This window comes from Mesorhizobium sp. LNJC394B00, from assembly GCF_000502555.1.
GTDB lineage: Bacteria > Pseudomonadota > Alphaproteobacteria > Rhizobiales > Rhizobiaceae > Mesorhizobium.
Genome location: NZ_AYWH01000005.1, coordinates 342656 through 356739 on the forward strand (window position 1 = coordinate 342656; position 14084 = coordinate 356739).

The following is a 14084-nucleotide window of genomic DNA, read 5'->3' on the forward strand; positions in this document are numbered from 1 at the left end:
GGAAGCGGACATGTCTCAGTCAGCATCAAAGGTACTGGCGATTGCCGCAAAGGCATGGTCTGGCCGTGGCCGGATCCGCCGATCGGCAATGCCGATCCTGGCGGTCGCGATCGCCGCCTCGCTTGCCGGTTGCGCTAAGCGCGACAGCATCACGGTTGGGGCGATTCCCGATGATTATCGCACCACGCATCCGATCGTAATTGCTGAGAAGAACCAGAAGCTCGACCTCCCGGTCGGCGCCGGCGATCGCGGCATGACCGGCTCGCAGCGCGACACGCTTCTGGGCTTCCTCGACGGTTACGACAAGAGCGCTGCCCCGGCGCTGACGATCGCAACCCCGATCGGCTCGGCTAATGAGGTCGCGGCGACTGCCGCGGCGCGCGATTTCGCAAGGCTGGCGGTTGCCAGCGGCATCAAGCTAAACCGGATCGTGGTGACCTCCTACCAGTCGGTTTCCCCGGAAGCGTCGGCGCCTATCCGCGTTTCCTATATTTCGGTGAGAGCCCAGACCGACAAATGCGGGCGCTGGCCCGAAGACATCCTCGAAACCTCCGAAAACAAGCACTACGCCGATTACGGCTGCTCGTCTCAAAACAACCTCGCCGCGCAACTCGCCAATCCGACCGATCTGCTCGGGCCAAGAAAGTCGTCCGACATCGACGCCGAGAACCGCGGCGCGGTGATCGACGTCTACCGCGGCAGAGGTATTTCGGACGAGTTCCTCGGCAATTCGGAAGTGACGTACTAGGAGCGCCGGTCCCGCGTAGAGACCGGAAGAGAAGTCACGGAAAAGAGCATGACAATGAGCAATCTTGCCTACGATACGCCCGTAGACGGCGGCGACAGCTCGCAATTGGATATTGCCGCGATGCAGGCGCTGCGGCCGGTTCCGCGTATTTCCATCCAGGCATTTTGCGAGACGGAAGGTGTCGCGCATCCGGTGGAGCGGGCCGGCGAGGATCGCCGCATGGCCAAGGCGCATCTGAAAGTGCATATGGGCGGCATCGCCACGGCGATCGAATTCTACCAATCCGCGCCGACGCCGAACCTCATCCTTCTGGAGTCGCGCAGCGAACCGAAGCAGTTGCTGGAGCAGCTTGCCCAGCTTTCAGAATATTGCGATCCCTCCTCTAAAGTCGTGGTGATCGGCCACTACAACGATGTCGGTCTTTACCGCGAACTCATCCGCTTCGGTATTTCCGAATACGTCATCGCGCCCGTGTCGATGGCCGATATTGTCTCGGTGGTTTCGTCGATCTTCGTCGATCCGGAAGCCGAGCCGATCGGCCGCTCGATCGCCTTCGTCGGCGCCAAGGGTGGCGTCGGCTCCTCGACCATCGCCCACAATGTGGCGTGGGCGATGTCATCGCTGTTCAAGTCGGAAGTGGTCGTCGCCGATCTCGACCTGGCTTTCGGGACGGCCAACATAAACTTCGACCAGGACCCTGCGCAAGGCATCGCCGAGGCCGTGTTTTCGCCCGAACGCGTCGACGAGGTTTATCTCGACCGTCTGCTTGCCCAGTGCGCCGAACATCTGTCGCTGCTCGCCGCGCCCTCCACCCTCGAACGTGTCTATGATTTCGATCCCGATGCCTTCACGCAACTCATCGATACCGCCCAGCGCAGCGTGCCGCTGCTGGTGCTCGACGTCCCCCATATCTGGACGGGCTGGACCAAGAACACACTGATCAAGGCCGACGAGATCGTCATCACTGCGACGCCGGAATTGGCCAATCTGCGCAACACCAAGAATCTGGTCGATATGCTGACGCGTCTTCGCCCGAACGATCCGCCGCCGAAACTGATCATCAATCAGGCCGGCGTGCCGAAACGGCCCGAGATTTCCGCTTCCGACTTCGCCGAGCCGCTCAGCCTCACGCCGATGTCGGTCATCGCCTTCGACCCGTTGTTGTTTGGAAATGCCGCGAACAACGGCCGCATGCTGGGCGAGATGGATCCCAAGAGCCCGGTCGTCGGCATGATCAACGAAATCGCGCACGTGCTGACCGGTCGCAGCGAAATCAAGGCCAGGAAGAAGGCAGGCCTTGGCGGCCTCCTCGGCAAGCTCTCGCGTAACAAGAAATGACGCTTCTCAAGCGAAATTGGTAGTCGATCATGTTTGGAAAAAGAGGCTCCGACGACGGCGGCCGGTTCACCCCGGAGTTCCGTCAGCCAGCGTCAGCGGCGCCGGCTGCTGCAACGCCTGCGGAGATGGGGGTACTTGCCCGACCCCCGGCAGCGCCGCCGCCGGGAGCGCTGGCAACGCCGCCAACTCGCCGTGCCGTTGAGGCGCCGTCGATGGCGCCGGAGCCGCCAAAAAAGATCCAGCGCGAAAAAAGCGAAACCTACTACGACACCAAGAGCCAGGTCTTCTCCGCGCTCATCGACACCATTGACCTGTCGCAACTTGCGAAACTCGATCCCGAGAGCGCGCGCGAGGAAATCCGCGATATCGTCAACGACATCATCGCCATCAAAAATTTCGCAATGTCGATCGCCGAGCAGGAAGAGTTGCTCGACGACATCTGCAACGATGTGCTAGGCTACGGGCCGCTGGAACCGCTGCTCGCCCGCGACGATATCGCCGACATCATGGTCAACGGCTCCAAGAACGTCTACATCGAAGTCAACGGCAAGGTCGAACAGACCGGCATCCGCTTCCGCGACAATCAGCAGCTGCTCAACATCTGCCAGCGCATCGTCAGCCAAGTTGGCCGCCGCGTCGACGAATCGAGCCCGATCTGTGACGCCCGTCTTCCTGACGGGTCTCGCGTCAACGTGATCGCGCCGCCGCTCTCCATCGACGGCACCGCGCTCACCATCCGCAAGTTCAAGAAGGACAAGCTGACGCTCGATCAGCTGGTCAAGTTCGGCGCCATCTCGCCGCAGGGCGCCGAGATACTCAAGATTATCGGCCGCGTCCGCTGCAACATCGTCATCTCCGGCGGTACCGGCTCCGGCAAGACGACGCTGCTCAACTGCTTGACCAACTATATCGACCGCGAGGAACGCGTCATCACCTGCGAGGACTCGGCCGAACTGCAACTGCAGCAGCCGCACGTGGTACGTCTCGAAACCCGCCCGCCCAATCTCGAGGGCGAAGGCGAGGTGACCATGCGCGACCTGGTCAAGAACTGCTTGCGCATGCGGCCCGAACGCATCATCGTCGGCGAAGTGCGCGGACCGGAGGTTTTCGACCTGCTGCAGGCGATGAACACCGGCCATGACGGGTCGATGGGAACGATCCACTCCAACAGCCCGCGCGAATGCCTGAACCGTATCGAATCGATGATCGCCATGGGCGGCTATTCGCTGCCGCAGAAGACCGTGCGTGAAATCGTCGTCGGCTCCGTCGATGTCATCATCCAGGCAGCACGCCTTCGCGACGGCTCGCGCCGCATCACCCACATCACCGAGGTGATCGGCATGGAAGGTGACGTCATCATCACGCAGGACATCGTGCTCTACAACATCAAGGGCGAGGACTCGAACGGAAGGCTGCTTGGCGAGCATGTGTCGACCGGCATCGGCCGTCCGCATTTCTGGGATCGCGCCCGCTACTATGGCGAGGAACAGCGCCTCGCCAATGCTCTGGAATCGATGGAGAAACGCGCTGACTAACGCATATCGAGGCGTGGGGACTGAGGTCGATGTTCGGAATTGATACCACCGTACTGGCGTTCATCGTGCTCGCCGGCTTCAGCGCCGGTGCGGTCGCCTATGCCTTCCTGTTCACCAAGATGAGCAACGAGAAGCAGGCCGGCAAGCGGCTCGAGACGATCAAGGCCGCCGAGACCGATCGTTCGGTCGTCAAGGCTTCGCGCGACCGTGTCGCGGAGGCGGTCAAGCGGCGTAAATCTGTCCAGGACACGCTGAAACAGCTCGACGAAAAGCAGAAAACCAACGAACTCGCCGTCAAGAAGCCGCCGTTGAAGGCCCAGATTCGTCAGGCCGGCATGCAGGTCTCGATCGAGCGTTTCTATATCTACTCCGTCATTTGCGGCATCGCGCTGACGGTGCTCGCCTATCTCGCCGGCGCGCCGCTACTTGTCCTGCCGGGTACGCTTCTGGCCGGCGCGCTCGGCCTGCCGCGCTGGTTCGTCTCGTTTCGCCGCGCGCGCCGGGTCAAGGCGTTCCTCAACGAATTTCCCAACTCCCTCGACATCATCGTGCGCGCCGTCAAATCCGGCCTGCCGCTCAACGACGCCATTCGCCTGATCGCCAATGAATCGCCGGAGCCGGTCAAGACCGAGTTCCGCCGGATCGTCGATTCGCAGCAGGTTGGCATGTCCATCCCCGACGCCACCTTGCGCATGGCTGAGACCATGCCGTGCAGCGAGGCAAGTTTCTTCGGAATCGTTATCCAGATCCAGTCACAGGCCGGCGGTAATCTCTCCGAGGCGCTAGGCAACCTTTCGCGCGTGCTTCGCGATCGCAAGAAAATGAAGGCCAAGGTCCAGGCGCTGTCCATGGAAGCGAAGGCGTCGGCCGTCATCATCGGCGCGCTGCCTATTGTCGTCGCCCTTCTCGTCTATCTGTCGAGCCCGAACTACATCATGCCGCTGTTCACCACCAGCACCGGCAATCTGATCCTTGGCTGTTCCGGCGTGTGGATGTCGATCGGCATTCTGGTGATGCGCAAGATGATGAACTTTGAAGTTTAGGCCCACCTTGGAAAGCTCGAACGAAAAGACTGAAAACGGATGACCGACCAAGTCGTAAAATCGCTGACCGATCCTGCCTTCCTGATCGCATTGCTGGTCGGCGTTGCGGTGTTCGCGACCGTCTTCACGTTACTGCCGGCGCTTGGCGGCAATCAGCTCAAGGCGCGCATGAAATCGGTGGCGCTGGAGCGTGACGAATTGCGCGCCAAGCAGCGCTCGCGGCTTGCCAACGAAGCCGATCGCCGCCGCAAGGGGCTGCGGGAAGAGCAGTCGATCGGCATGCGCAACATCGTCGACAGGCTGGACCTGCGGCGTGCGTTGGCCGATGAAGGCACGTTGCAGAAGCTCAAGGTGGCGGGCTTTCGTGGCCAAAACCCGCTGACGCGCTTCCTGTTTTTCCGCCTGATCCTGCCGTTTGTGGGTTTCGCGCTGGCAGCGATCTATCTGTTCGTGCTCGGCGGACTGCCTGACCGGCCGGCCTTCGCGAAACTGTTCGTCTGCATTCTCGTCGCCTACGCCGGCTTCTACGCGCCGATCCTTTACGTCAACAATCGTGCCGCCAAGCGCAAGCAGTCGATCCAGGCGGCGTGGCCGGATGCGCTCGACCTGATGCTGATCTGCGTCGAGTCGGGCATGTCGGTCGAGGCTGCCTTGCGCAAGGTCTCCGAGGAGATCGGTTCGCAATCGGTGGCGCTGGCGGAGGAATTCGTGCTGACCAATGCCGAACTCTCTTACCTGCAGGAACGCAAGCAGGCTTATGAAAACCTGTCGGCTCGTACCGGCCTGGAATCGGTGAAGTCAGTGTCCCAGGCACTGGTCCAGGCGGAACGCTACGGCACACCCGTGGCGCACGCATTGCGCGTGCTGGCCGCGGAAAGCCGCGACATGCGCATGAATGCAGCCGAGAAGAAGGCCGCCGCCCTGCCGCCGAAGCTTACCGTGCCGATGATCCTGTTCTTCCTGCCGGTTTTGTTCGCCATCATTCTGGGCCCAGCCGGCATTCAGGTCAGCCAGCGCGGCATCTTCGGCGACCAGCACAATTCCTCAAGCCAGTAGGCCTCGTTGCAGCCATACAAAGAGCCGCACTGCCAATGCAGTGCGGCTCTTGGTTTTCAGCGTTGATGCGTGGACGGATTTTGCGCTGTGCGGAGCCGGCGCCCATGCGGCGCTCAGTTGGTCGCCGCCTTTGCCTTGTCCTGATCCTTGAGCTGGCTCCAGGCGTTCTGCTGGGCAAGCATCTCGCGAAGATAGGCTACATTGGCTTGCGCCTGTTCCGGCGAAAGCTCCTGCGAGGCGATCTTCTCGGCCTCGTCGAAGCGGCCCTGCAGTCCCACGACCAGCGCAAGGTTCTGGCGCACCCGGCTGTCGGCATTCGGTTGCTGGGCTGCCGAGCGCATATAGGTCTCGGCGGTGCGCAGATCGCCTTCCAGCACATAGGACATGCCGAGATTGGAAAGGATCGAGGGTTCGTTCGGCTTGAGGTCCAGCGCCTTGCGGTAGTTCTGGCGCGCTTCATCCTTCTGGCCAAGCTGGTCGAGAATGGCGGCCTCGGCCGACATCAGCCGCCAGTCCGGATATTCCGGCGTCTGCGCCCGGCGCACGGCGTCGAGCGCCGGCTCGAACTGGCCGTTGGCGGCCAGCGCCTTGCCGTAGGCGGCAAGCACGTCGCGATCCTTGGGGTAGGCGATCGCCAGCTTGCGCATCACGGCAAGCGACTGGTCGGCATCGCCGTCCATCTGGAGCGCCGCCGCAAAATTTGTCGCCAGCCGCTTGTCGTTGGGGTTCTTTGCGTAGGATTCGCCGAGCCGCCCGGTCGCCCCGTGCAACTCGCCGGCCGACATGGTTTCCAGCGGTTTGCCGCTGGTGCGCCCGATCGAGCCGGTCGTGAGCTTGCTGGTTCCGCACCCCGCAGCACCGGCCGCCAGCGCCATCAGCAGCGCTGTGGTGACCAACCGTTTGCCCGTGACGTTCATCCTTCGGCTGGTGGGCATCGGCACGGGGCTCTCCATTCTGGGCGTGGCCATTCACGTGGCCATCTTCATCCCTGCAGAAATATTCTGTTAACCCTAACGGACAGTTAAAAAGCGAGCCGTCGGATCGGTGAACGGCCCGCCGGAAGCCACTGACCTGGCACGTCCCATGCCCGGCTCTGTGCATAGATGTTGAAATCATTCGACGTCCCTGTCACTTGACTGAGGACGATCTGCAAGCCTCCCGGAGACCATCGAATGCCCGTCGAACTCGTCGAGACACTAAACACTGCCTTGCCGATCCATCTGGTCGCGAGGNCGGAGACCATCGAATGCCCGTCGAACTCGTCGAGACACTAAACACTGCCTTGCCGATCCATCTGGTCGCGAGGGATGGACTGGAGGCCTTGGGGCTTTCGCCTTCCACGATCGCATGGGCGGCCGCCAACGGCTTTTCCGGCGAAGCCGGCAGGACGCTCGCCGTCCCGGGCGACAACGGTTCCCTTGCTGGCGCCTTGTTCGGCGTCGGTGACGGCGAGGGCGCGCTGGCCGTCGGCATGCTGGCGAGAGCCTTGCCGGAAGGCGACTGGCATTTTGCCGCCGCTCCCGCCGAGCCGGAACTCGCGGTCATAGCCTTGGTGCTCGGTGGTTACGTCTTCACTCGCTACGGCAAGAAATCAGGCAAGGCGCTGCGTTTCGCGCTGCCGCTCGGCGTAGATCCAGGACGTGTCCGGGGCATCGCCGACGGCGTCTTCCTGGCGCGCGACCTGGTCAACACGCCGACCAGCGACATGGGACCGGACGAGTTGGAGAAGGCGGTTCGGACCCTGGCGGCCACTCACAAGGCCGAGGTGTCGGTGATCAAGGGCGATGATCTCCTGAAGCAGAATTTCCCGATGATCCATGCGGTCGGCCGCGCCTCGGTCGGCGCGCCGCGCCTGATCGACATGGTCTGGGGACCCGAAGGCGCGCCGAAGGTGACGCTGGTCGGCAAGGGTGTCTGTTTCGACACTGGCGGCCTCGACATCAAGCCGTCCTCGGGCATGCTCTTGATGAAGAAGGATATGGGCGGCGCCGCCAATGTGCTGGGCCTGGCCTCGATGATCATGGCTGCCGGGCTGAAGGTGCGGCTGCGCGTCCTGATCCCGGCGGTCGAGAATTCGATTGCCGGCAACGCCTTCCGGCCTGGAGATGTACTGACCAGCCGCAAGGGCATTACCGTCGAGATCGGCAACACCGACGCCGAAGGGCGGTTGGTGCTGGCCGATGCGCTGGCGCTGGCCGATGACGAGGAGCCGGAACTGCTGATCGACATGGCGACGCTGACCGGGGCAGCGCGTGTCGCGCTCGGGCCCGATCTGCCGCCTTTCTACACTGGCGACGAAACGCTGGCGTCCGAACTGGCTGCGGCCTCCGTGGCCGTCGAGGATCCGTTGTGGCGCATGCCGTTGTGGCGACCCTATGACGGCAGGCTGGCGTCGAAGATCGCCGACATCAACAACGTAACCACGGACGGTTTCGCCGGCTCGGTCACCGCGGCGCTGTTCCTCAAGCGCTTTGTCGAACGGACAACGGGCTGGGCGCACTTCGACATCTTCGCCTGGAACCCGTCCGATCGCCCCTACGGACCCGCCGGCGGAGAGGCGCAAGGCATCCGTGCACTGGAGCGGGTCATTTCGAGGCGCTATGCCTGACGCCTGAGACGGCCACCAAAACTGAAACGGAACCGAAACAATTTGCCGTCATGCTCGGGCGATGTCGATTTCGATGCGTCCGAGCCAGGCGATGCGGCTGTGGCAGCAGGTGATGCTGTCGCAGGTGCGCGCCGGCGCGCCAGATCTCACCATGCGCCAGACGGCGATCCTGTTCACCATCTATCTCGACCCGCCGCCGCACACGGTGCGCGGCCTGGCAGCCCGCCTCAATGTCACCAAGCCGGTTATCACCCGCGCGCTCGACACTATGGGTGCGCTGAAACTGGTGTCGCGCCATCGCGACGAGCTCGACAAGCGCAATGTGCTGATCCGGCGCACGGTCGAAGGCGCGCTCTTTGTCGAGCGCTTCGGGGATGGTATCGTTGCCAAGGCTCATGAACTGCCCATCTGATCAATCCATGAACTAGACGAGTACCGATTTGCCTGCCAGGGACGCCCGCCTCCACGCCTTCCGTTCCGACCTCGCCGATGCCAGGCTGAAAGGGGAGGTGTCGGCCGATCGCTTCGTCACCGGCCGTCCGGCCCGGATCACAGCCTCGGTGGCTGACGTGCGCAAGGCACCGCGCCCGGATGCCGGCGTCAACACGCAAATTCTGTTCGGCGACGATGTGCTTGTCTTCGAGGAAGCCGAGGGATGGGCCTGGGTCCAGGCCGAACGCGACGGCTATGTCGGCTACGTCGGCGCCACCATGCTGGGCGCACCCGAGCATGCGCCAACCCACATCGTCACGGCGCCGCGCACCTTCCTCTATCCTGGCCCGGATCTGCGCTTCCCGATCAGCGGCCAATTGTCAATGGGCTCGACGGTGACGGTAACCGGCGCTGCCGAAACGCGCGGCACGCACTATGCGCTGTTGCCTTCCGGCGAGGCGCTGATCGCCGGCCATGTGCGCCCCGTCAGCGATATCGCCGCCGACTATGTCTCGGTCGCCGAGATGTTTATCGGCACGCCCTATCTCTGGGGCGGCACCTCCGGCTTCGGCATCGACTGTTCTGGCCTCGTGCAACTGGCCATGCGCATGGCCGGCCGCAATGTGCTTCGAGATTCCGACATGCAGGCGGCAGGCCTCGGCGAGCCGCTCGATCCGGGATCCGATTATGCCGGGCTAAAACGCGGTGACCTCGTGTTCTGGAAGGGGCATGTCGCCGTTATGACCGACGCCGAGACCATGATCCACGCCAACGGCCACACCATGCTGGTCTCGCGCGAAGGGCTGAAGTATGCGGTTGATCGGATTGGGTATCTCTATGGCGGGCCGACTGGGTTTCGGCGGCCTTAGCGCCTCTTCCTTCGCCCCGTTCACGGGGAGAAGGTGCCCGAAGGGCGGATGAGGGGCGACGCCAGCGACTGAAAGGTCGCGCTGCGCCTCACTTGCCTGCCGGCATCCCTCTCCCCGTAAACGCGGCGAGGGATAGCTCGGCCGATCACCTTTTGTTCCGATTTTCCTTGGCGATCGCGCGCCGTCGCGCTACCTCTTTCGCGTGACCGAGCAGCCGCGCCTTGCCAAACAGAAAGCCGCCGTCCTTCTGCCCGAGCCATTCATCAGATGGTTTGGCGAAAAAGGCTGGTCGCCGCGCGCTCACCAGATCGAGCTGCTGGCGAAGGCTCACGCCGGGCAATCGGTGCTCTTGATCGCACCGACCGGCGCCGGCAAGACGCTGGCCGGCTTCTTGCCATCATTGACCGAACTGGCCAACCGCCCCAGACGCAAAGCCGGTATGGCACGGCGCGGCATCCATACGCTCTACATCTCGCCGCTGAAGGCGCTGGCCGTCGACATCGAGCGCAACCTCGGCAAGCCGGTGGAGGAGATCGGCCTGCCCGTCACCATCGAGACGCGCACCGGCGACACGCCTTCCCACAAGCGACAGCGCCAGAAGCTGGCGCCGCCCGATATCCTGCTCACCACGCCCGAGCAATTGGCGCTGCTGATTGCGGCCGGCGATGCCGGGCGCTTCTTCGAGGATCTGCGCTATGTCGTGCTCGACGAGCTGCATTCGCTGGTGACATCGAAACGCGGCCATCTGCTGGCGCTCGGGCTGGCGCGGCTGCGCAGCATCCTGCCCGGCCTGCAGACGATCGGTCTGTCGGCAACGGTGGCCGAGCCCGACGAATTGCGGCGCTGGCTGGTCGGCCAGAATCCACCGGGAGACATGGCTGAACTCATCGTCGTAACCGGCGGCGCGAAGCCCGAAATCTCGATACTCGATTCGGAAGAGCGCGTGCCATGGGCCGGCCATTCGGCGCGCTATGCGACGCCGGAAATCTATCGCGAGATCAAGCGCCACAAGACCACCCTGCTGTTCGTCAACACCCGCAGCCAGGCCGAGCTGCTGTTTCAGGAATTATGGCGGGTCAACGAGGATACCTTGCCGATCGCGCTGCATCACGGCTCGCTCGATGTCGCCCAGCGCCGACGCGTCGAGAAGGCGATGGGGGAAAACGCGCTCCGTGCCATCGTCGCCACCTCGACGCTCGACCTTGGCATCGATTGGGGCGATGTCGATCTGGTCGTCCATGTCGGCGCGCCCAAGGGCGCCAGCCGGCTGGCGCAGCGCATCGGCCGCGCCAATCACCGCATGGACGAGCCGTCGAAGGCGATCCTGATCCCGGCCAATCGTTTCGAAGTGCTGGAGTGCCGGGCAGCGCTGGACGCCAACTATCTGGACGCCCAGGATACGCCGCCGCTGGTCAATGGCGGGCTCGATGTGCTGGCCCAGCATGTGCTGGGCTGCGCCTGCGGAGCGCCGTTTCGCGCCGACGATCTCTACGAGGAAGTGCAGACAGCAGCGCCCTATGCCAGCCTCGACCGGCCGGCATTCGACCGCGTCATCGATTTCGTCGCTACCGGCGGCTATGCACTGAAGAACTACGAGCGCTACGCCCGAATCCGCCTCAACAAGGACGGCATGTGGCGGGTCTCCAATCCGCGCGTTGCCCAGCAATACCGGCTGAATGTCGGCACGATCATCGAGGTGCCGGCGCTCAATGTGCGTTACGTCAAGGCCGGCAGCAAAGGCTCGGCTTCGCACGGCGGCCGGGTTCTGGGCAAGATCGAGGAGGCCTTCCTCGAAACGCTGACGCATGGCGACACCTTCATGTTTGCCGGCAAAGTCCTGCGCTTCGAAGGCATCCGCGAGAACGAATGCTTCGTCTCGAATGCGCCGGGAAGCGACGCCAAGGTGCCTTATTATGGCGGCGGCAAATTTCCGCTTTCGACCTACCTCGCCGAGCAGGTGCGCGCCATGCTGGACGACCCGCAGCGCTGGAAGAAGCTGCCCGAGCAGGTGTCGGATTGGCTGCGTTACCAGGCCGACAAATCGGTATTGCCCAAACGCGACGACCTCTTGATCGAGACCTTTCCGCGCGGCAACCGTCACTATCTCGTCGCTTATCCTTTCGAGGGCAGGCTGGCGCACCAGACGCTCGGCATGCTGCTCACCCGCCGGCTGGACAGGGCCGGCGCCAGGCCGCTTGGCTTCGTCGCCACCGACTACGCATTGGCCATCTGGTCGCTGGGCGATATGGGCGCGATGTTCAAATCGCGGAAACCTTCGCTTGGCGCTCTGTTCGACCAGGACATGCTGGGCGACGACCTCGAGGCTTGGCTGGCCGACAGCTGGCTGCTCAAGCGCACCTTCCGCAACTGCGCGCTGATTTCAGGCCTGATCGAGAAACGTCACCCCGGCCAGGAGAAAAGCGGCCGCCAGGTCACCGTCTCGACCGATCTGATCTATGACGTGCTGCGCAGCCATGAGCCCGACCACATCCTGCTGCAGGCGACGCGCGCCGACGCGGCGACCGGTCTGCTCGATGTCAGCAGACTTGCCGACATGCTCTCGCGTATCCAGGGTCGAATCGTGCATAAGGCACTCGAACAGATATCGCCGCTGGCCGTGCCGATCATGCTCGAAATCGGCAAGATGCCGGTGAACGGCGAGGCCGACGAAACGCTGCTGATGGATGCCGCGACTTTGGTCGAGGAAGCCATGGGTCCTGGGATGGTTGAGGAATGAATTTTTCGCTGGCGCGGGCATCGCTGATCGCCGAGGCCGACTTTGTCGGCATCGCGGGCGAGCGCGCGATCTGTGATTCGCGCGGCGTGCTTTATTTCCCCGATCTGAGGCTGCTCGCGGTCTCCGACCTGCATCTGGAAAAGGGCTCGTCCTTCGCCAGGCGCGGCGCACTGATCCCGCCCTACGATACCGGCGCCACTCTGCTCCGGCTGCAGGCGGTAATCGCGGACTACCAGCCGGCCATCGTCATCAGCCTGGGCGACTCCTTCCACGACGGCGGCGGCGCCGAGCGCATGCATCAAACCTTCCGCGATCGGCTGGAAGCATTGATGGCCGGCCGCGACTGGTTCTGGGTCGCCGGCAACCATGACCCGGAAGCGCCGGCGGATTTGCCCGGCGAGACGGTGCGCGAACTCGCCATCGGCTCGCTGCTGTTCCGCCACGAGCCGTCGAAGATAAGAACCGAGGGCGAAGTTGCCGGCCATCTTCACCCTTGCGCCCGCATCGTCCAGCAGGGCCGCTCGGTGCGGCGGCGCTGCTTTGCCGGCGATGGCGGCCGCATGATCATGCCGGCCTTCGGCGCTTATACCGGCTCGCTCAACGTGCTCGACCGCGCCTATGCCGGCCTGTTCCGCCGCGAGACGTTGATAGCTTATATGATGGGCGCCGCGCGCATCTTCGCCATTTCCGGTTCGATGCTGCGGCCGGGCTGAGTTTCTACGGTATAAGCACGGTTGCGCCTGTCGTCTGCCGTGCTTCGAGCCGGCGGTGCGCCTCCGCCACTTCGGCAAGCGGCATGCTTGTGTGCACCGGGATTTTCACTGCGCCGCTGAGGACGACGCTGAACAGATCCTCGCTCATGGCGACGACGTCCTCACGCCTGGCGAGATGATGGAACAGCAACTGCCAGGTGGCGAACAGCGAACCCTTTTGCATCAAAAGCATGATGTCGAATGGCGGGATCGACCCCGACGCTGTGCCGTAGCTGACGAAGGTGCCGAACGGCCGCAGGCAGTCGAGCGAGGCCGGGAAGGTCGCGTTGCCGACGCCGTCATAGACGGCGTGGCAGCCCTCGCCGTTGGTGACCTCTTTCACCCGTGCGGCGAAATTCTCTTTGCTGTAGTCGATGACATGGTCGCAGCCATTGGCGCGCGCAAGTTCGGCCTTTTCGGGTGAACCGACCGTGCCGATGACGATGGCGCCGAGATGCTTTGCCCATTGCGTCAGGATGAGGCCAACGCCGCCCGCTGCGGCATGCACCAGAATTGTATGGCCCGCCTCGACGCGAAACGTGCGACGCAGCAGATATTGCGCCGTCAGCCCCTTCAGCATCATGGCCGCGCCCGTCTCGAAATCGATGGCGTCGGGCAGATGCACGACGAAATGCGCCGGCACGATGCGTTCTTCGGCATAGGCGCCGAGGGTCTCGACATAGGCGACTCGGTCGCCAGGCGCGAAGCCGCTGACGCCTTCACCGACGGCGACGATTTCGCCTGCGCCTTCATTGCCGGGAATGAATGGCAGAGCGGGCGGCGCGTATTCGCCGGTGCGAAAATAGATGTCGACGAAGTTGAGACCGACCGCCCGGTTGCGCACGCGCACCTCGCCCGGTCCGGGCTGGCCGATGTCGACATCTTCGTAGGCGAGCACATCTGGCCCGCCATGGCGGTGAACACGGATCGCTTTCATGGTTTTCTCTCCTGCGCTGTTCTCTTGAG

The 14084-nt window shown here is 63.4% G+C and carries 13 protein-coding genes; 10 read left to right on the plus strand and 3 right to left on the minus strand.

Annotation, left to right across the window (positions count from 1 at the left end; translation table 11 throughout):
• The first annotated feature begins 10 nt into the window (after window positions 1-10).
• Genes X751_RS145140 through X751_RS145120 form a run of 5 tightly spaced genes read left to right on the plus strand, consistent with a single transcriptional unit; the run spans window position 11 to window position 5720 of the window.
• Complete coding sequence (locus X751_RS145140; RefSeq protein ID WP_023745283.1) at window positions 11-748, plus strand: CpaD family pilus assembly protein; 738 nt, start codon at window positions 11-13, stop codon at window positions 746-748.
• Window positions 749-802: 54 nt separating this feature from the next.
• Window positions 803-2086 (plus strand): CpaE family protein, encoded by a 1284-nt coding sequence (locus X751_RS145135; protein ID WP_023681982.1) that lies wholly within the window; start codon window positions 803-805, stop codon window positions 2084-2086.
• Window positions 2087-2115: 29 nt separating this feature from the next.
• Window positions 2116-3621, plus strand: a complete 1506-nt coding sequence (locus X751_RS145130; protein WP_023745284.1) for a CpaF family protein — start codon at window positions 2116-2118, stop codon at window positions 3619-3621.
• A 29-nt stretch (window positions 3622-3650) separates the two neighbouring features.
• Complete coding sequence (locus X751_RS145125) at window positions 3651-4664, plus strand: type II secretion system F family protein (protein ID WP_023703461.1); 1014 nt, start codon at window positions 3651-3653, stop codon at window positions 4662-4664.
• A 39-nt stretch (window positions 4665-4703) separates the two neighbouring features.
• Window positions 4704-5720, plus strand: coding sequence for a type II secretion system F family protein (locus X751_RS145120; RefSeq protein WP_023703460.1), 1017 nt, complete (start codon window positions 4704-4706; stop codon window positions 5718-5720).
• 113 nt (window positions 5721-5833) lie between these two features.
• Here X751_RS145120 and X751_RS145115 read toward each other — a convergent pair whose 3' ends face one another.
• Window positions 5834-6655 carry a tetratricopeptide repeat protein gene (locus tag X751_RS145115; RefSeq protein WP_023745285.1) on the minus strand — a complete coding sequence of 274 codons (822 nt, stop codon included), beginning with the start codon at window positions 6653-6655 and terminating at the stop codon, window positions 5834-5836.
• Window positions 6656-6966: 311 nt separating this feature from the next.
• Between X751_RS145115 and X751_RS145110 the strand changes: the two genes are divergently transcribed.
• The 3 genes from X751_RS145110 (at window position 6967) to X751_RS145100 (ending at window position 9629) form a co-directional block, all read left to right on the plus strand.
• Window positions 6967-8328: a M17 family metallopeptidase gene (locus X751_RS145110; protein WP_023745286.1), complete on the plus strand. Its 1362-nt coding sequence runs from the start codon at window positions 6967-6969 to the stop codon at window positions 8326-8328.
• Window positions 8329-8389: 61 nt separating this feature from the next.
• Window positions 8390-8740 (plus strand): MarR family winged helix-turn-helix transcriptional regulator, encoded by a 351-nt coding sequence (locus X751_RS145105; RefSeq protein ID WP_023699486.1) that lies wholly within the window; start codon window positions 8390-8392, stop codon window positions 8738-8740.
• Window positions 8741-8768: 28 nt separating this feature from the next.
• Complete coding sequence (locus tag X751_RS145100; RefSeq protein ID WP_023745287.1) at window positions 8769-9629, plus strand: NlpC/P60 family protein; 861 nt, start codon at window positions 8769-8771, stop codon at window positions 9627-9629.
• A 145-nt stretch (window positions 9630-9774) separates the two neighbouring features.
• Here the strand turns inward: X751_RS145100 and X751_RS1000000168010 are convergent, their stop codons facing one another.
• Window positions 9775-9969, minus strand: a complete 195-nt coding sequence (locus X751_RS1000000168010) for a hypothetical protein (protein ID WP_245265798.1) — start codon at window positions 9967-9969, stop codon at window positions 9775-9777.
• On the opposite strand from X751_RS1000000168010, the gene X751_RS145095 reads away from it, so the two are divergent.
• Together X751_RS145095 and pdeM are read left to right on the plus strand one after the other, a co-directional pair.
• Window positions 9877-12366 (plus strand): ligase-associated DNA damage response DEXH box helicase, encoded by a 2490-nt coding sequence (locus tag X751_RS145095; RefSeq protein WP_245265797.1) that lies wholly within the window; start codon window positions 9877-9879, stop codon window positions 12364-12366. The two genes, X751_RS1000000168010 and X751_RS145095, sit on opposite strands and share 93 nt — an antisense overlap.
• The gene (pdeM, locus tag X751_RS145090) at window positions 12363-13079 is read left to right on the plus strand and encodes a ligase-associated DNA damage response endonuclease PdeM (RefSeq protein WP_023703455.1); all 717 of its coding nucleotides are present in this window, start codon (window positions 12363-12365) and stop codon (window positions 13077-13079) included. Before X751_RS145095 ends, pdeM begins: the two co-directional genes overlap by 4 nt.
• Window positions 13080-13083: 4 nt before the next feature.
• Here the strand turns inward: pdeM and X751_RS145085 are convergent, their stop codons facing one another.
• Window positions 13084-14055: a quinone oxidoreductase gene (locus tag X751_RS145085; RefSeq protein WP_023745289.1), complete on the minus strand. Its 972-nt coding sequence runs from the start codon at window positions 14053-14055 to the stop codon at window positions 13084-13086.
• Window positions 14056-14084: the final 29 nt, after the last annotated feature.